An 18,553-nucleotide genomic window follows, 5' to 3' on the forward strand; every position below is an offset into this window, starting at 1 on the left:
TTAAGTTACGGTTTTACTTACTTTAAAGTAATGCTATCCGTTTTTAAGCAAGTTTATAGCGGCGTGAATAATTCAGGCTTAATTATGGTCCTGAGCCAGATACAATTTCACATTTGATTAAAAACGGAGCTAAGGTAGCAGAGGTTCCGGTAATAATGGATAAAAGAAAAGTTGGAACGAGCTATTTAAATGTGATTGGTTCAGTAAAATATATGATAAGAATGATGACGTCAATTTTAATTCTTCAAAATTTTAGAATATTTCATTGATAAGAAAGTTTCTACAGTCCCCGTGAATATGCCGTTTCTGTGAATCAAGACCTATAATTGAATGGAATCTGCAAATAAGGACGTTATTTTTGATAAATAGCGTCCTTTTCTTGTGCGGTTTTACCAATTATAATAGAAACAGACTTAGAAATATATAAAGGAGGCACAAAATGGACAAGTATTATCTGGCTGTGGATATCGGCGCATCCAGCGGACGGCACATGTTAGCATCCATGGTTGACGGAAAGGTGCAGTTAGAAGAAGTGTATCGCTTTCCAAACGGCATGGACAATGTGAATGGAACTCTGTGCTGGGATGTGAATCGCTTATTTACAGAGATTAAGAACGGTTTGAAAAAGTGCAAAGAGCTGGGAAAGATTCCGGTATCCATGGGAATTGATACATGGGCAGTAGACTATGTTTTGTTGGATAAGGATGATAAGATTCTGGGAGATACTGTTGGATATCGTGACAACCGCACGGCAGGAATGGATGATAAGGTTTATGAGATGATTCCGCTTGAGGATTTGTATGCAAGAACCGGAATCCAGAAGCAGATGTTCAACACCATCTATCAACTGATGGCAGTCAAAGAGCAGCATCCGGAGCATATGGAGCAGGCAGAAGCAATGCTGATGATCCCAGATTATTTCCAATTTCTTTTGACGGGCGTGAAGAAACAGGAGTATACAAACGCCACAAGTACACAGTTGGTCAATCCAAAGACAAATGACTGGGACTATGAGCTGATAGAAATGCTCGGTTATAATAAAAGGATGTTCCAGCCGATTTCTCTTCCAGGAACAGTAGCCGGCAATTTTACAAAAGAGATTCAGGAGGAAGTCGGATTTGATTGTAAAGTTGTCCTTCCGGCAACACATGATACAGGTTCAGCAGTCATTTCTGTCCCGACTAATGATGATAATGCAATCTACATCAGTTCCGGCACATGGTCACTGATGGGGATTGAACGGAAAGAGGCAGATTGTTCCAGAGAGGCGATGAAAGCGAACTTTACTAACGAAGGCGGATATGATTATCGTTTCCGCTTCCTCAAAAATATTATGGGACTCTGGATGATTCAGTCCGTGAAAAAGGAATTTGAAGAAGATTTGTCTTTTGGGGAGATTTGCTCAAGAGCATCCAAAGAGACAATAGAATCGATTGTGGACTGCAATGATGACAGTTTCTTTGCGCCGGACAGTATGATCAAGGCAGTACAGGATTTCTGTGTGAATACAAAACAGCAGGTACCTAAGAGCGTAGGAGAGATTGCTGCGGTTGTATATAACAGTCTGGCAAAATGCTACGGAGATACAGTTAAAGAGATTGAAGCAATCACAGGAAATACATACGATACAATCTATGTTGTGGGGGGCGGCGCTAATGCTGGATATTTGAATGAACTGACAGCCAGATACACAGGAAAAAATGTTTCTGCGGGACCGACAGAGGCAACCGCGATCGGCAACATTGCTGCACAAATGCTTCATGACGGTGTATTCGCAGACCTTCCCGCAATAAGAACATGTATCGGAGAATCTTTTGACATCAAGTGGTACGGAAAAGAATAAGAATAGCATGGAATGTAAATTTCCTGCAAAATAAAAGAAAAGCCATATCAATAAGGAGGAAGAAAAGATGACAAGATATGAATCAGCAAAAGAAATTTATGCAAAATTAGGTGTGGACACAGATGCCGCCATTGAAAAATGTATGCAGGTTCCGGTTTCTCTGCACTGCTGGCAGGGAGACGATGTGACCGGATTCGACCATGACGGACCTCTGACAGGCGGTATCCAGACAACAGGGAATTATCCGGGTAAAGCAAGAAATCCAGAAGAATTGTTGGCGGACATGGACAAGGCAATGAGCCTGATGCCGGGAATGAAAAAGATTAATGTACATGCATCTTATGCAGTTTTTGAAGAAGGAGAGTTCGCAGACCGGGATAAACTGGAACCAAAGCATTTCCAGAAATGGGTTGACTTTGCAAAGGAAAGAGGCATGGGACTGGACTTTAACCCGACATTTTTCTCACATCCGATGATGAAAGACGGACTGACACTGTCAAGCCCGGACGAGGAAGTGAGACGTTTCTGGATTGAGCATGGCAAAGCATGTATCCGTATTTCTACATATTTTGCAGAGCAGACAGGTATTCCGTGTGTTATGAATATTTGGACAGGCGACGGATATAAAGATATTCCGGCTGACCGTATGGGACCGAGAGTTCGTTATAAAGAGTCTATTGATGAGATTCTGTCAGAGCCATATGATCCGAAGATGGTAAAGCCATGCGTAGAGTCCAAGGTGTTCGGTATCGGTGTTGAGGCTTATACAGTAGGTTCTGCTGAGTTTTCACTGAGCTATGCAGCAGCAAATGTTGATAAGTGTCTGCCGCTTATGGATAATGGGCACTATCATCCGACAGAAGTTGTTTCTGATAAGATTCCGGCTTTGCTGACATTCTTCCCGGAAATTGCCTTGCATGTAACACGTCCGATTCGCTGGGACTCTGACCATGTGGTTCTGTTTGATGACGAGACAAGAGAAATTGCGCAGGAAATCGTCCGTTGTGAAAATGGACTGGAGCGTACTTATATCGCACTGGATTACTTTGATGCATCCATCAACCGTGTTTCTGCATGGGTAACAGGTTTCAGAAGTTTCCAGAAAGCTCTGCTCAATGCATTGTGTACACCGAGCGCAATGCTCAAAGAATTGCAGGATACGAATCAGATGAGCAAGAAGATGGCATTGCAGGAGCAGTGCAAGACACTTCCTCTTGGAGATATCTGGGAAGAATATTGTAAGAGATGTGGAGTTGCTGCAGAGGGATGGTTTGATGAGATTGAGAAATATGAGGCAGAAGTACTGTCAAAGAGAGCATAATTATAAAATATCAAAATGAGAAGCAGCCGGGAAATCGTAGTATTTCCCGGCTGTTTTATGTAAAGGAGAAAATGTATATGTTAGTGTTTGCGGGCGAAATATGCACTTATGGCTCAATGCAATTTTAAAACGCTTGACATATGGATCAGAACAGTTTCTAATAAAGCTATAGATTGTGGATTAATGGCGGGAGATTTATTTGATGAAGGGAGATGGCAGGTATGCAGCTTGCTGAGTATGTCATGTCCCCAGTCTGTGTATGCATGGTACAACGGAAGAACAATACCGTCTTTGGACAATCTATATGGATTGAGCAGACTTTTCCAGTGTCCGATTGACGATTTGGTGTTGAGTGTTGAGGAGACATTCAATGCCATTTAGTGAAGTGTTGTGCAGGAAAAAGAAAGCAAAAAAGAAAATATCAGGGATGGAGACAGTAATGAAAGAGCTTGAAACAATTGCACATATCAGAAATGGATTTACCGTAAAATTCGGAATTCCCCGGCAGAGTGGATTAACGGATGCAAAATCACGTATTGTGTTTGAACCTAAGTATCGGGTGCAGGAGGCTTTCCGGGGGCTGGAAGTGTATTCTCACATTTGGATTTTATGGGAATTTTCAGAATCCATACGCGATGAGTGGTCGCCTACTGTGCGTCCGCCCCGGCTGGGAGGCAATCAACGGGTAGGAGTCTTTGCAACCCGTTCTCCGTTTCGCCCTAATCCAATTGGTCTGTCAGTTGTGAAATTAGAACGGATTGATTGGAAGTGTGAGGACGGACCAGTTCTTTTTGTAAGCGGAGCAGATATACTGGATGGTACGCCTGTTTATGATGTGAAGCCATATCTTCCGCATGTAGATAGTATACCGGAGGCTGAGGGCGGTTTTGCAGGACTGGTAAAGGACTATAAGCTGCGGGTAGAATTTTCCGAAGAGTATCGCCGCCTGATTTCAGAGGAAGAGGCAGAAGTGTTGGCTCAATTGTTGGAACAGGATCCCCGTCCTGCATATCAGAATAATCCGGAGAGGATATATGGATTGGAATACGGCGGGTTGGAAGTGAAGTTTAAGGTGGGGGATGGCTGCGTGTATGTATTGGGTATAGAAAAGATGAAATAGATGTATATTTGATAAATATGAGTCTGCAATAATATTGTGGACTCATATTTTATTTGGATAAAACAGCAAGTAGTGAAAAGAAAGAGGACTTGATTTGAGATTCGTATCTTGCGGGAAAAACTCATCTGTGCTAATATAACTATAACACAATCTGATGCAGATACGAATGAGAACAGGAGTTGAGCCAATGTTAATTGAGATTGATTTCAGCAGCAATGAAGCGATTTATATACAACTTCGCAATCAAATCATCATGGGAATTGCTACATCAACAATTCGGGAAGGAGATTCTCTTCCGTCTGTTCGTCAGCTTGCGGATACAATTGGTGTGAATATGCACACGGTAAATAAAGCATACAATGTATTAAAACAAGAAGGATTCATCAGTTTGGACAAACGCCGGGGTGCTGTAATTGCTCTGGATATCAATAAGCTGAAGGCATTAGAAGAGATGCGGGAGAATTTACAGATTGTACTGGCAAAAGCATTTTGTAAGAACATCACGAGGGATGAAGTGCACGAGTTGGTGGATTCTATATTCGATGAATATTTGTAATTGTTGACTACATTTACTGTTACAATGCAAAACCTGGTAAAAATTGCCTGCCGCAATGGGATTTTGCTTTGTTAAATTTATAAAATTATAGGAGGGATTTATGCAGAATCAATATACAAAACAGGCGCTTTCAGCGATTCGGTTTGCCGCGTCAGAGGCAAAAAAACTGAAACATCCGTATATTGGAACAGAACATTTACTTTTGGGACTTCGTAAGGAATATACCGGAGTGGCTGGACAGGTTCTGGCACAGCATGGAGTCGATGAGGAGAAGATATTGCAATTGATGGATGAACTGATAGCTCCTGCATCGGGGGAGTTGAAAGAAAGTCAGCCGAAGGAATCACCAAGATTCCGTTGTATCTTAGAAGACAGTGTTGCGGAGGCAGCACGTTTTCATATGAAGGAAGTGGGAACGGAGCATCTTCTGATGGCAATTATCCGGGACGTGGATAGTGTAGCTGCCAAGATTTTGATTACTTTGAATATTAATTTGCAGAAGATGTTTCAGGATATTTTATCAGCGGCGAGTGTGGACCCAAAGGACTATCAGGATGAAATTGCTGATGAGAACCGCGGCGCTGGCGGAGCGCTTGAGCAGTATTGCAGGGATTTGACATTAGAAGCAGAAGAGGGAAAGTTGGATCCTGTAGTCGGACGGGAGGAAGAAATCTTCCGTTTGATGCAGGTGTTAAGCCGGCGTACGAAGAATAATCCATGTCTGGTAGGAGAGCCGGGAGTCGGTAAAACAGCAATTCTGGAAGGTATGGCACAGAGACTTGCGCTTGGTGTCGTACCGGAGAGTATGAAAAGAAAACGGATTTATACGTTGGATTTGGCGGGATTGATTGCAGGCTCTAAATACCGCGGAGAATTTGAGGAACGGATGAAACGGCTGATTTCGGAGGTGGAATCCAATCAGGATGTCCTGTTGTTTATGGATGAGCTGCATACGATGATCGGCGCAGGAGGAGCAGAGGGGGCAATGGATGCCTCAGGTATACTTAAACCTGCATTATCACGGGGGAGGCTGCAGTTGATCGGGGCAACAACGATTGCTGAATACAGAAAATATATTGAGAAGGATGCTGCACTTGAACGGCGTTTCCAACCCATTACAGTGGAAGAGCCAGATAAGGAGCAGTGTTTAGAGATTTTGTATGGTTTAAAGAATAAGTATGAGAAGCACCATAAGGTAGTGATTACAGAGGACGCGCTTCGTGCGGCAGTAGAGCTATCCGAGCAGTATATCACAGACCGTAATCTGCCGGATAAAGCGATTGACGTGATGGATGAAGCATGCTCTAAGATCAGTCTGAAAGGATATAAGGTGCCGGAAAATCTGGTAAAGCTGGAAGATTCTTTGAAAGAACTGATTGTACAGAAGACAGAGAGTATCAAGGCGGGAGATTTTGCAGAAGCGTCTCTTATACAGAAGGAACAGGAGGAAGTTCAGAAGAAGTTGATTTCCCTGCGGAAACGGCTGGATAAAAAGAATCAGTCTACACATCTGCAGGTGGGAGAAACGGATATTGCAGAGGTGGTATCTGCATGGACAAAGGTTCCGGTAAGTAAGCTGGAAGAAAGCGATGCAGAACGTTTGAATAAGTTAGAGCAGGTGCTTAAGAAACGTGTCATCGGACAGAGTGAGGCGGTCAGCGCCGTAGCAAGAGCCGTCAAGAGGGGAAGAGTGGGATTGAAAGATCCGAAACGACCGATTGGTTCTTTCCTGTTTCTCGGACCTACAGGTGTGGGTAAGACGGAGCTGTCTAAGGTACTGGCAGAGACCTTGTTTGGTAAGGAAGACGCGATGATCCGTGTTGATATGTCGGAGTATATGGAGAAGCATTCCGTTGCTAAGATGATTGGTTCCCCTCCGGGATATGTGGGACATGAAGAAGGCGGACAGTTGAGTGACAGAGTGCGCACACATCCCTACTCAGTGATTTTATTTGATGAGATTGAAAAGGCACATCCCGATGTCTTTAATATTTTGCTTCAAGTACTTGATGACGGACGGATTACAGATTCACAGGGACGGACAGTGGATTTTAGCAATACTGTTATTATTATGACATCCAATGCCGGAGCGAAGGCTATTATGGAACCGAAGAAACTGGGCTTTGCAGTGAAGGAAGATGCTAAGGGTGATTATGAGAGGATGAAACAGAATGTAATGGAAGAGGTGAAGTTGATCTTCCGTCCGGAATTCATCAATCGTATTGACGAGATTATTGTGTTCCACCCATTGAATAAGAACGATATGAAGCAGATTTTGACCTTGCAGTGCAAGGAATTTACAAATCGTCTGAAAGAGCAGATGCAGATTGTACTGACACTTAGGGATTCTGCGAAAAACCTCATTATCGAGAAGGGTACAGATGTAAAATATGGAGCAAGACCGCTGCGCCGTGCATTGCAGACAGAGTTGGAAGATAAGCTTGCCGAAGCAATCCTTAGTGGGAAAATAAAAGCAGGAATGCAGGTAGAAGCAGGGGTTTCAAAAAAGGAAATTATTTTTTATCCGAAAGAGATAAAGGAGTAGAAAATCAGAGGAAATTATTATATACTATTATGTAGAAAGGCTAACAGTCAAAAGCCCAAAATACATAGGAGGAACAGAAGAAAATGTCAACAGTAAAAGAATTATTACGTGCAGAAAATGATGGGACACTCAGTTTTGGAGATTACACACGGGCTTCCAAGACAAAGTTGGATAACTATGAATTTGAAGGCGATATTTACAAAGTGAAGACATTTGCAGAGATTACGAAGCTTGAGAAAAATGGAATGTTCGTATATGAATCCGTTCCGGGAAGTACAGTAAAGAACTTCAGAGAAACAGACAGTGAGGTAACATTCAAAGTATCCGCACCGGAGGATGTTCAGTTTACACTGGAACTTGAGCCAGAAAGCGAATATGAGGTATTCATCGGCGGTGAATCCGCAGGAAGGATGACAACCAACTTAAGCGGGAAATTAAGTGTAAGCGTAGAACTTGCAACCGATGAGAGTACAGAAGTAAAAGTAGTAAAATGCTAAAAAAGATTCGAATATAGATGCATGATATAGCGGGTCTACATATAGTATTATAAGGACAAATTATTACGGGGACAGGGCGCGCCTGTTCCCTTTTTTATGACATAGGAATACAAAGACGAAAAAAGGAGAAATTCAATGGCAAAGGGAAAGAAGACCATATATTTTTGTCAGAACTGTGGTCATGAAGAGACGAAATGGCTGGGACAGTGTCCGGCATGTAAAGAATGGAATACATTTGTCGAGGAAAAGGTCATTGGCTCTTCTGCATCTGCAAATGTCAGAACGGAACGGGAAGTAAAAATTGTCGCTCTGTCTGAAGTCAGCGCAGATGACCATACAAGAATCGAAACTGGTATGGCAGAACTGGACCGGGTGCTTGGAGGCGGAATTGTACCCGGTTCACTGGTTCTGGTAGGAGGCGATCCAGGAATCGGAAAATCTACAATTTTACTGCAGGTATGTCAGAGACTGGCGCAGGAACGAAGCGTCTTGTATATTTCCGGTGAGGAATCTCTTTCACAGATCAAGCTGAGAGCAAACCGGATGGGGGAATTCAAAGAGAATCTGAAGCTGCTCTGTGAAACCAATCTGGGCACCATTCGTAATGTGATTGAAAACCGCAGACCGGAGCTGGTTGTGATAGATTCGATCCAGACGATGTACAGTGAAGAAGTATCTTCTGCGCCAGGAAGTGTGTCCCAGGTGCGTGAGTCAACCAATGTATTTATGCAGCTTGCAAAAGGACTGGGGATCACGATTTTTATTGTGGGACATGTGACAAAAGAAGGAACTGTTGCCGGACCGAGGGTACTGGAGCATATGGTAGATACGGTGCTTTATTTTGAGGGAGACCGTCATGCATCTTACCGGATCCTGCGCGGGGTAAAGAACCGTTTCGGTTCTACCAATGAAATCGGAGTGTTTGAAATGCGGCAGAATGGTCTTGTAGAGGTGGAGAATCCTTCGGAGTATATGCTGAGCGGCAAGCCGGAAAATGCGTCCGGTTCAGTGGTTGCCTGCTCTATGGAAGGAACACGGCCATTGCTCATTGAGATACAGGCGCTTGTCTGTGAAAGCAATTTTGGAATGCCGAGACGAACTGCGGCGGGAACAGATTATAATCGTGTAAATCTGTTGATGGCAGTGCTGGAAAAACGAATCGGTCTTCATATGTCCAACTGCGATGCCTATGTCAATATCGCAGGCGGAATTAAGATGAATGAACCGGCAATCGATCTTGGAATTGTGATGGCAATTATTTCAAGCTACAAGAACCGTCCGGTAGATGAAAAAATGATTGTTTTTGGAGAAGTGGGACTAAGCGGCGAGGTCCGTGCGGTCAGTATGCCGGAGCAGAGAGTGACAGAAGCGAAGAAGCTGGGATTTGAAGTCTGTGTGATTCCGGAAGTGTCAATGGATATGGTGAAGTCGATTAAGGGAATAAAAATTATCGGTGTAAAGACAGTGAATGATGCCATGAATCTAATATAGTGTAACAGGCATAGTAACCTATATGGATATTATGTCATATCATAAAGAAAAAAGGTATGTTTATTATGGCATTTGAATCTTATCGGAAAATCACGGGGGTAATCCGCGCCATTGTAACAGGGGATTCCTGCTGTCATCAGATGATTTCAATCATGACAGATAATGGAATTGTAAACTTTAATGTTTCTATGAACACAATAATAGTCGATAATATACGTTTAAGGAGAGGAATGCGGGTAGCAGCATATTATGATGCCAATCTTCCGGTTCCGGCAATTTTCCCGCCCCAGTATCAGGCACAGCTTGTGACCGCTCTGCGTCAGAACCAAGAAGTCATGTTGAATTACTTTGATGAAAATCTGCTGGCAGGGGACGATTCCCTACAGTTGAATATTGGTCCGTCAACAAGAATCTCAACGATTAATGGGCAGCAGTTTGCGTGCAATCCGGGCAATATGGAGTTGCTTGTCTACTATACGGTCACGACAATGAGTCTTCCGCCGCAGACAACGCCGCAGAGGGTCATCGTTATGTGTCCAGAATAAATAATAGAAAAGTTTATAGCGTTTGAATGGCAGAAGTCAGCTTGTATTCATCAATTTTTGATGAAACAGCGGACTTCTTTTTTATTTGCAACAAAAAGCGAATCAGTTACAACAATTTGGATGTATAGGAAAGTATCAGCGGTATACTGTAGCTATCAACTTAGAAAAGGAAGGAAAACAGATGGAAGGAAATAGAATGTGGGGTGAGACAAATGAAGAAAGCTTATGACACAGGGAGACTAAAAAAATTGAGTATCGGGTTTATAGGAATCTGTCTTGCATTTACCGGATGTCAGCCGACGCCTAAGGAGAACGCTGTAGTCCGTAAGGCAGAGGGGCTGAATGAGGCTGTCATTGCAGAACCGATGAAGGATGGAGAGACAAGGATGACTGATATTCCGAAGCATTGGCAGATGGAGGAGTTAAAAAACAACGACAGGATGATGGTCAGCGCAGACTTGGATTTGGAAGAAAAGGAGATCGGCAATCTGCCTGTGATTGAAATGAAGAATCACAAGCTTACAGAAGAAGAGCTGAAGGAGTTGGCGGATTATTTTACAGATGGAGAAACGCTGTATGTGCCTCAACCGTATACGAAGGACACTTATGCAAATGTGATTTCCAGAATTGAGAATAAAGAAGGAATTTATGCAGCTTCTTATCATTGGATGGAACAGCTTAAAACCAAACAGAGTGCAGAAGCCGGAATGGCAATTGCACCGGAAGTGACCGGTGAACCGGAGAAAGCAGAAGTGAAATTTACAGCCAGATTTGTAGATGAGGGATATGAAAAGGCGTTTAAGAGCCGTATCATGACGGATAGGGATTTATATGAAAACCGGGATGAATCTATCTGGTTTGAGGCGGATATAGGGGAAAACAGAACAGCCCGGATTAAGGCTGAAATGTATCACTCAGAGTTGGGGAACAGCAGTTCTTTCAGTTGGATAGAGGGTGCCGAAATTATGTCTTATACAGGTCTTAATGCCCGGAGAATGTTTTATGAATTCCAAAAGGAGAATCCGTTCACTCTTCAAATGCTGGAGAGAATGAACTTGTTTGAAGCCCGCTATGCTGACAGTACATTTGACACAGAGACGGGGGAAATGCAGGCAAAACAGCTTCTCATAGATTTGGGAGTTGAAGAGATGAGCCTGGCTTCTGTTGAGAAGGTTTTATGGTTTTCAAAGGAAGATTATGCAGAAGGAATGGGAAAAATAGGTGAATCTGACGATTTCTGGTGGGCGGCAGACCCGGCGGACGCAGAATGTGGATATCAATACACCTTTTCCAGAGAAATAGGTGGGTTGAATGTATTAGAAGGGGATTCAGCAGTGACTGAACGGACAGAAGAAATGTATTCTCCCCCGTTTCCGGTGGAAACAATTACCGTTACTGTGACGGAAAGCGGTGTGAAGGCTTTTGTGTGGAAAGGAATGTCAGAAGAAGTAAAAAGAATTACAGAAAATACGGAGTTACTTTCTTTTGATAAAATACAGGAACGGTTAGTGGAGCAGATATTCTACTGGTATTCAGGATGTACTGCGGGACAGCCTGCAGATGACCCGACTCAGTTCCAATACAGGGTGACAGAGGCGGACATGGGATATACTTATATTACTGCTTATGACAATCCGGAAAATGCGTGGCTTGTACCGGTATGGTCATTTAGGGTAATAGAAGGGCACGCAGGCGAGGACTTGCAGTATCTTCCATATATGATAGAAGCACTGGAGGGACGGGTGATCACAGGGGAGTAAAGTGTTATGAATGAGGTGAAAAAGATGTTTACCAATGTGTTTTTCTGGACAGGACTTATACTGCTTACAATATTCATTTTTGCAAGCGGGGTTCCATATATGAAAACCTTGTTGAGGGCAGAATATTCGGCAGAAGGAGTCAGTTGGACAGAGACATTTCGCTATTGTACCATAAATGAGAATGGATTGTTATTTGTACCGATATGCGTACCGATGGCAGCGGGTGCATATGCAGAAACAGAATTACGCAGCAGATATGCATTATTCTCTTGCAGCCGGATAGGAAAGAGAAGCTATTATGTGAAAAAGATAATTGAATGTGCCTTGCCCGGAGGCTTGATGGTATGCTTTTCAGAGGTATTGGTATTGTTTATAGTGTATATTGGATTGCAAGGGATTCCCACGCAGATAGAAGGAAACGGAGTGGGTGCGGCGGCAATGATTCTGTTAACCTTGCTGCGGGGGTTTTTAAACGGCGCTTTCTGGGGTCTTGCAGGAAGTACGGCTGCCGTACTGACAAGGAATCAATACCTTGCCTATGCAATGCCTTTTGTTATGTACTATGTATTGACACTGTTTCAGTCAAGATTTTATCGGGAATTGTATTTTTTAAGTCCGAGATACTGGGCGGCGCCTGTTCATTATGGAAATATATTTTGTATCGCTGTACTGTCAGGGCTGGCTGCGGTTTGTGCGGTTTGCCTTGCACTGGCTGTGAAAAGGAGGCTGGACCATGCGTGAGATCAGACAGACATTTTGGCTTGCGGGGCAGAATTTTTCCGGTTGGAAACGGAATCCCCGTATTGTGATTACGTTTTTACTTGCATTTGTACTTTGTCTGCTGTTATCGGAGGAAGTGATGACTCAGGCACATCGATATGAGACAGCGCTTCAGATTCTGGAACCATTTATCTGGACTTATGGTGATGCTGCGTCGGTGATGTTATCCTCGCTTCTGCTTGTCGTTTTGTTTGGAGATATGCCCTTTGTGAATCAGGAGACCCCTTATCGGCTGATTCGGACAAAGCGTAATGTCTGGCTTGCAGGGCAGGTTATATATGTGACAGTAGTCACGGTGCTGTATAATTTGTTTTTAGTTGTTGTATTGGCAGCTTTTGCGGCACCATTTGCTTTTGGCGGAAATGTATGGAGCAAGACGGCTGCAATGCTTGGATATGGTGGGGCGGCAAAAGGTGTTGTTCCGGTATCAGTTAAGACAATGGAGAATACACTGCCTTATGAATGTGCCTTACAAGTGTTTTTACTCATGCTTTGCTATTCCTTATTTATTGTGTCAGTGATGCTTTGTCTGAATTTGGTTTTGGGAAATGCGGCTGGGATAATCGGAGCATTTGCAATGAATTTGTATGGATTTCTGATGAGCCCTAAAATTTTTCAAAAGCTGTTTCATCTGACGGAGAATCAGTTGTATCAGGCAAATGTTTTGTGCGGCTGGCTGTCACCGCTGAATCATGCCACATTTCCGATGCATAATTTTGGATATGATTATCTTCCAAGGGTGGAGATCAGTATAGGAATATTTATTATGATGATTGCTGTGCTTATTGTTGTATCGGGGACGAAGGTGCGGACATATAATTTTACGTTTATTCAGATGGATGAGTAAAAGCTATGAAGCAGCAGTTTTGCAGAAGATTGAAATAAAAATGAGGTGACATGGAAATGAAAGCAGCGGTGAAGATTATTAAATTATCAAAATCATTTAACAGAGAACAGATCTTAAAAGAAATTTCCCATTCCTTTGAAGCAGGAAAGATTCATGGAATTATGGGGTTTAACGGTTCCGGTAAGACTGTTATGTTTAAATGTATCTGTGGCTTCTTGCGTCCTGACAGTGGTTACGTCAAGGTGATGGGGAAACGGATTGGGAAGGACGTGGATTTCCCTGAATCTCTAGGGATGATTATTGAGAATCCGGGCTTTCTTCCACATTTGAGCGGATATGCCAATCTGAAACGGCTGGCGGATTTGCGGAAGAAGATCGGTAGGGAAGAAGTCATAGATGCAATTATACGTGTGGGACTGGATCCTTTTTCCAAGAAACATGTAAGTCAGTATTCTCTTGGAATGCGTGAACGGCTCGGAATTGCACAGGCAATCATGGAAGATCCAGAATTGCTGATATTGGATGAGCCATTTAATGGACTGGATAAATGCGGCGTAGCAGAGGTGTGCGAACTGCTGCAAGAACTCCGGGAACGGGGAAAGACAATTCTGCTGGCAGCCCATAATATGCCGGATATGGAAGGACTCTGTGATACAATCTGTGAGATGGATGCAGGGGTGCTGACAACAGTTCAGCCTTCTGGGTGAACTGTTATGGAGTGTTGGCAGCAGATTTGTAAAGAAACAGCAATAATGTTATAATTTTTGAAAATGGCATTTTAAAACGATAAGCAGTCTTTGGAAGGATAAGATAAGAAGATGATAAATATTGCTGTATGTGAAGATGATGTGTTCCTTGGCGGACAAATTGAGACAATGTTATACAGACAGGCAGAAGCAGCAGGGGTTGTAATTGAGACGGAGGTTTTGACATCTGCAGAGCAGTGCCTGAAGTATATCAGAGAGGAGGGGATGGTTGATCTGCTGCTTCTGGATATTGAGCTGGGGAAGATGAATGGAATTGAACTGGCAGCAATTATTCGGAATGAGCTGCATAATGACTATATGCAGATTGTATATGTTTCTTCAAAACAATCGTATGCTATGGAATTATTTGAGAGCCGTCCGCTGCATTTCCTTGTAAAGCCGTTGGATGAAGAAAAGCTTGCCAAGGTATTTCGTAAGGCAGTAAAGCTGATAGATAATAGTGAAGAAACCTTTTGTTATAAGAAAGGATATACTTATAAGAAAGTATTTCTTTCTGAGATTATTTATTTTGAGGCTAATAACAGAGAAGTGATCATGCATACAGTCAGTGGAACCGATACTTTTTATGGAACATTAAAAAGTATTTATCCGGAGCTTCAAAAACATGGATTCTTTTTCTGCCATAAATCTTTTCTCGTACATTATGATAAGGTAAAAATATTCGAGACAACTCAGTTGATCATGCATAATGAGGATGTGATATCAATCAGTCAGGGACAGAGAAAGGCTGTCAAGGAACTGCAGTTAGAGAGAGAGATGAGGTATTTGTAAGATGGAAATGAGTTTGTATCAGGTGATGTTCATATTGGGAACTGCAGGGCGAACGTATATTGTATATCGTTTCCTTCGTCTGTTTTATCAGAAAAAGCCAGAAAAGAAGTTGTGTCTGGATATTGGTTTGTATGGCTGTTATTTTGTACTGACTGTATTTGCGGCTTTTGTGAACAATCCATCCCCGTTGATGTCGGGGGAGAGTATAGGGTATTATTATACAACTGATATTCATAAAACGGGAACGCTGACCATTTTGATGTGTATCACAGAGCTTGCGGCAGTGCTGGGGATGACATTTTATTATGAAAGAAATATACGCAAAAATATACTGGTGACAATGGGAGCATCCGTACTGTTCCGGGCAGCAGATATTGCAGCATTTTATTTTGTAAAAATGACAGACGGAATGAGACTTATGCATATTGAAGCTGCTGCGGTATTTCAATTGATGTTGTCTGCCATATTGGTTTATATGGTGGTTTTTACAGGGGTAGGTATCAAAAATATACAGAATGGAGTGAAAAAGCCTGTTATCTACCGGATTTTGGTCTTTCTAGTACCTTGTGGAATTGGATACCTGCTATTCAGACTAGTGTTTCTTATTTTTTACCAGATACAATATTATTTGGATAAAAAGACCTCCCCTATATTGTTTGCCGTAATTATTGGGTTATTTTGGCTGTATGATTTTACGGTCTGGTCAATATCGGATACATACGAAAAAATGCTTCTGCAAAGAGAAAATCGATATTATGAAAGTCAGTTGAAAAATATGGAGCAATCAACGGCGGCATGGAAACAGATACAGCACGATTTGAATAATCATTTTATTGTATTAAGAGGGATGCTGGATTTCAGACGGGAGGATGAGGCGAAAAAATATCTGGACAATCTGATTCGGTATGAGCTGGGAAGCAGGTGCGAAGTACAAAGCGGCAACACGGCAATAGACAGTATTCTTAATTATAAAAAGCTGGAGGCAGAGCAGCATTCAGTTACATTTGAACCAGATGTCCAGATTCCAAAAGAACTTGATATATCATCGCATGCTATGAGTATTATTCTGGGAAATGCCATTGATAATGCGATAGAGGCAGCAGAAAAAACAGAAGAAAAGAGTATTTGTCTGATATTGCATTATACGAAGGGACGATTGTTAATCCAGATCAGTAATCCATATATCGGGGAATTGCAGACAGGAGCCGGGGGAGAATATCTGACTGGTAAGAAAGAGAAAGTAAACCATGGATTTGGATTGAAGAATATCAGGGAAACTGTGGAGAAAGTCGGAGGAGTGATGGATATTGATACAAAAGGGCATAGATTTACATTGACCGTGTTGTTGTATGTATAAAATAAAAATACTTGGATTTTAAAGAAAAACAACTTATAATGAAAGAAAATTTATACAAAGGAAATAGAGACTGAACAATGGAGGATTGACATATGAATCCGGTAGTAATAAGAGGTGTGGCAATTGGAGAAGGGATTCCCAAAATCTGTGCTCCAATCGTGGGAAGGACAGAAGAAGAGATTCTAAAGGAAGCGGGTGCGATGCATGAGCTTCCGGTGGATGTAGTGGAGTGGCGTGCAGACTGGTATGAGTCTGTATTTGAACCAGAAAGGGTATTGGGGATACTGTGTGGTCTGCGTAAGATATTAGGGGAACTTCCCCTTTTGTTTACATTTCGCACTTTAAAGGAGGGCGGAGAGAAAGAGATAAATACAGAAAGATATGCAGAATTGAACCGGCTGGCGGCAGAAAGCGGTTATGTGGATCTGATAGATGTGGAGGCATTTACCGGAGAGGAAGTTGTCAGAGGACTGGTGGAGACAGCCCATGCGTGCAGTGTGAAGGTAATTGGTTCCAATCATGATTTTCACGGAACCCCACTGAGAGAAGAGATTGTAAATAGACTTCAAAACATGCAGGGGCTGGGAGTCGATATTCCTAAGATTGCAGTAATGCCAAAGGATAAACAGGATGTATTGACGCTGCTTTCGGCAACAGAAGAGATGTCACGGTTATATGCAGACAGACCGATCATTACAATGTCAATGGCGGGAGACGGTGTGATCAGCCGGATCTGCGGTGAAGCATTTGGTTCAGCGCTGACTTTTGGAGCAGCGGGGCAGTTGTCTGCACCAGGACAGCTTGGGGTGAAAGAATTGCGGCAGGTGTTGGAGATTTTGCATATATAAGTAAAGTAGTGTCAAAACTGCTTAAGAGAAGAGAGAATCAGTGATGTTACTGTTCACAGCAGCAGGCTGTGAACAGTAACTCAGTGATTTGATGACAGGGAGAACAGGGAATGAATATGCTGGATTATCTTGCGTGGAGAGGAGATTTGACTTTTGCGCAGAGTGAATTTAATGAAGTAGACAACCTAATCTTGTGTTATCTTGTCTATGTCAATCTGGATGGAGCAGCGCCGGGAATAGGCGAGAATACAATGACAGTACGAGATTTGTCGGAACGATTTTTTGAGCAGCATACAGAGAAGGAATTGAAAAAGGATAAATCCTTTATCCGTCTGGCGCCGAAGGTATTAAAGGCAATGGCATCAACAGAGCGGTTTGGCAATTTGCTTGTACAGAATTATGTGAATAAAATAGATTTAGAAAAGATGCTGCAGTTTGCGGCAATGGAAATTTTGTTGGGGGACGGGACAACCTTTATTGCATATCGGGGAACTGATGATACGATTGTTGGCTGGAAGGAAGATTTTTATCTGAGCAAGGGAGAGGTTCCGGCAGAAAAAGAAGCTGTTGCATATCTCAATACAGCAGGAGCGGAAAAGAAAGAACTGGATGTTCCGGAATTTGTGGAAGCGGCATGTGCAGTCAGGGCTGCTGAGCGGGCTGCAGAAGCAGTAAAGAAGATTAGGATCGGCGGTCACTCTAAGGGTGGAAATCTGGCGGTTTATGCGGCGGCTTGCTGCGAGGAAGCGGTTCAGGACCGTATATTAGAGATTTACAATAATGATGGTCCGGGATTTAAAATGGAATTTTTTGAGAAACCGGGGTATCAAAGAATAAGTAACAGAATCAAAAGGTATATTCCGGAGAGTTCCATTATCGGAATGTTGTTGGAGCATGTGGCGGAGCCGGCAGTGATCCGAAGTGATCAGAAAGGCGTGATGCAGCATGATGGACTTTCATGGGAGGTAGTGGGGCCGTCTTTTATATATTGTCCAGTAATATCTAATTTTGCCGCAGGTATGGATAGGAGTATTAAAGGCTGGCTGGCACAGGTAGAAGGAGAACAGCGGCAGCAGGTTATTGACGATTTGTTTGCAGTGCTGGAAGCTACACAGGCTGCAACCTTGACAGAATTGCAGGACGGCGGGCTGAAAAACATTCGGATTATAATGAAGGAAATAGAGGAGATGGACTCGGATTCTAAAGGTGTGCTGCAGAGTCTTTTGAAGGAAATGATGTCAAATATCCCTCAGATGCTTGGGATTACAGAGTTGTTAAACCCAACAAGAAAGAAATAATATGAACTCGATAAAATGTTTGTTAGGGCAGATATTGTGATGAGGCAATGTCTGTTCTTTTTTTGAAAAAATTAGCACTCACCTCTTTACAGTGCTAATAATTTGTGCTATTGTTATATTGTCAATAGAACAAAAGAGCTCTAACGAAGCAGACTGGTAAGTTCGTGAGGAACCTCACTAACGGCGTCTGCATGTATCGCACGTAAG

The 18,553-nt window shown here is 42.7% G+C and carries 17 protein-coding genes and 1 pseudogene; all 18 read left to right on the forward strand.

Features of this window, described 5'->3' with window-relative positions:
• Positions 1 to 77: 77 nt before the first annotated feature.
• Positions 78 to 269 (forward strand): annotated as a pseudogene (locus NFS18_RS20065) (glycosyltransferase family 2 protein); the annotation flags it as partial.
• 170 nt (positions 270 to 439) lie between these two features.
• Positions 440 to 1,843 carry a rhamnulokinase gene (rhaB, locus tag NFS18_RS02290; RefSeq protein ID WP_251387379.1) on the forward strand — a complete coding sequence of 468 codons (1,404 nt, stop codon included), beginning with the start codon at positions 440 to 442 and terminating at the stop codon, positions 1,841 to 1,843.
• 67 nt (positions 1,844 to 1,910) lie between these two features.
• Positions 1,911 to 3,164, forward strand: coding sequence for an L-rhamnose isomerase (locus tag NFS18_RS02295; protein WP_251387387.1), 1,254 nt, complete (start codon positions 1,911 to 1,913; stop codon positions 3,162 to 3,164).
• Positions 3,165 to 3,272: 108 nt separating this feature from the next.
• A complete protein-coding gene (locus NFS18_RS02300) occupies positions 3,273 to 3,545 on the forward strand; it encodes a helix-turn-helix domain-containing protein (RefSeq protein WP_251387389.1) in 273 nt (90 codons plus the stop codon).
• Complete coding sequence (gene tsaA / locus NFS18_RS02305) at positions 3,535 to 4,284, forward strand: tRNA (N6-threonylcarbamoyladenosine(37)-N6)-methyltransferase TrmO (protein ID WP_331477449.1); 750 nt, start codon at positions 3,535 to 3,537, stop codon at positions 4,282 to 4,284. The genes NFS18_RS02300 and tsaA overlap by 11 nt, the downstream gene beginning before the upstream one ends.
• Positions 4,285 to 4,471: 187 nt before the next feature.
• The gene (locus NFS18_RS02310) at positions 4,472 to 4,840 is read left to right on the forward strand and encodes a GntR family transcriptional regulator (RefSeq protein WP_251387402.1); all 369 of its coding nucleotides are present in this window, start codon (positions 4,472 to 4,474) and stop codon (positions 4,838 to 4,840) included.
• 100 nt (positions 4,841 to 4,940) lie between these two features.
• Complete coding sequence (locus NFS18_RS02315) at positions 4,941 to 7,385, forward strand: ATP-dependent Clp protease ATP-binding subunit (RefSeq protein ID WP_251387411.1); 2,445 nt, start codon at positions 4,941 to 4,943, stop codon at positions 7,383 to 7,385.
• 83 nt (positions 7,386 to 7,468) lie between these two features.
• Positions 7,469 to 7,882, forward strand: coding sequence for an endosialidase (locus tag NFS18_RS02320; protein WP_251387413.1), 414 nt, complete (start codon positions 7,469 to 7,471; stop codon positions 7,880 to 7,882).
• A 135-nt stretch (positions 7,883 to 8,017) separates the two neighbouring features.
• Positions 8,018 to 9,373 (forward strand): DNA repair protein RadA, encoded by a 1,356-nt coding sequence (gene radA / locus NFS18_RS02325; protein ID WP_251387415.1) that lies wholly within the window; start codon positions 8,018 to 8,020, stop codon positions 9,371 to 9,373.
• A 65-nt stretch (positions 9,374 to 9,438) separates the two neighbouring features.
• Positions 9,439 to 9,918: a hypothetical protein gene (locus NFS18_RS02330; protein WP_251387418.1), complete on the forward strand. Its 480-nt coding sequence runs from the start codon at positions 9,439 to 9,441 to the stop codon at positions 9,916 to 9,918.
• Between the two features lie 248 nt (positions 9,919 to 10,166).
• Positions 10,167 to 11,678, forward strand: coding sequence for a DUF6034 family protein (locus tag NFS18_RS02335; RefSeq protein ID WP_251387419.1), 1,512 nt, complete (start codon positions 10,167 to 10,169; stop codon positions 11,676 to 11,678).
• Between the two features lie 6 nt (positions 11,679 to 11,684).
• On the forward strand, positions 11,685 to 12,419 hold the full coding sequence (locus tag NFS18_RS02340; protein ID WP_251387421.1) for an ABC transporter permease: 735 nt from the start codon (positions 11,685 to 11,687) through the stop codon (positions 12,417 to 12,419).
• A complete protein-coding gene (locus NFS18_RS02345) occupies positions 12,412 to 13,305 on the forward strand; it encodes a hypothetical protein (protein ID WP_251387424.1) in 894 nt (297 codons plus the stop codon). The genes NFS18_RS02340 and NFS18_RS02345 overlap by 8 nt, the downstream gene beginning before the upstream one ends.
• A gap of 50 nt (positions 13,306 to 13,355) precedes the next feature.
• A complete protein-coding gene (locus NFS18_RS02350) occupies positions 13,356 to 14,012 on the forward strand; it encodes an ABC transporter ATP-binding protein (RefSeq protein WP_331477451.1) in 657 nt (218 codons plus the stop codon).
• Between the two features lie 111 nt (positions 14,013 to 14,123).
• The gene (locus NFS18_RS02355; protein ID WP_251387426.1) at positions 14,124 to 14,843 is read left to right on the forward strand and encodes a LytR/AlgR family response regulator transcription factor; all 720 of its coding nucleotides are present in this window, start codon (positions 14,124 to 14,126) and stop codon (positions 14,841 to 14,843) included.
• Between the two features lies 1 nt (position 14,844).
• Positions 14,845 to 16,200, forward strand: coding sequence for an ATP-binding protein (locus NFS18_RS02360; protein ID WP_251387428.1), 1,356 nt, complete (start codon positions 14,845 to 14,847; stop codon positions 16,198 to 16,200).
• Between the two features lie 92 nt (positions 16,201 to 16,292).
• Entirely contained in the window at positions 16,293 to 17,048 is a 756-nt protein-coding gene (aroD, locus tag NFS18_RS02365) for a type I 3-dehydroquinate dehydratase (RefSeq protein ID WP_251387430.1), read from the forward strand.
• Positions 17,049 to 17,158: 110 nt separating this feature from the next.
• Positions 17,159 to 18,346, forward strand: a complete 1,188-nt coding sequence (locus NFS18_RS02370; protein WP_251387432.1) for a DUF2974 domain-containing protein — start codon at positions 17,159 to 17,161, stop codon at positions 18,344 to 18,346.
• Positions 18,347 to 18,553: the final 207 nt, after the last annotated feature.

This window comes from Mediterraneibacter agrestimuris (assembly GCF_943193195.1).
Taxonomy (GTDB): domain Bacteria; phylum Bacillota; class Clostridia; order Lachnospirales; family Lachnospiraceae; genus Schaedlerella; species Schaedlerella agrestimuris.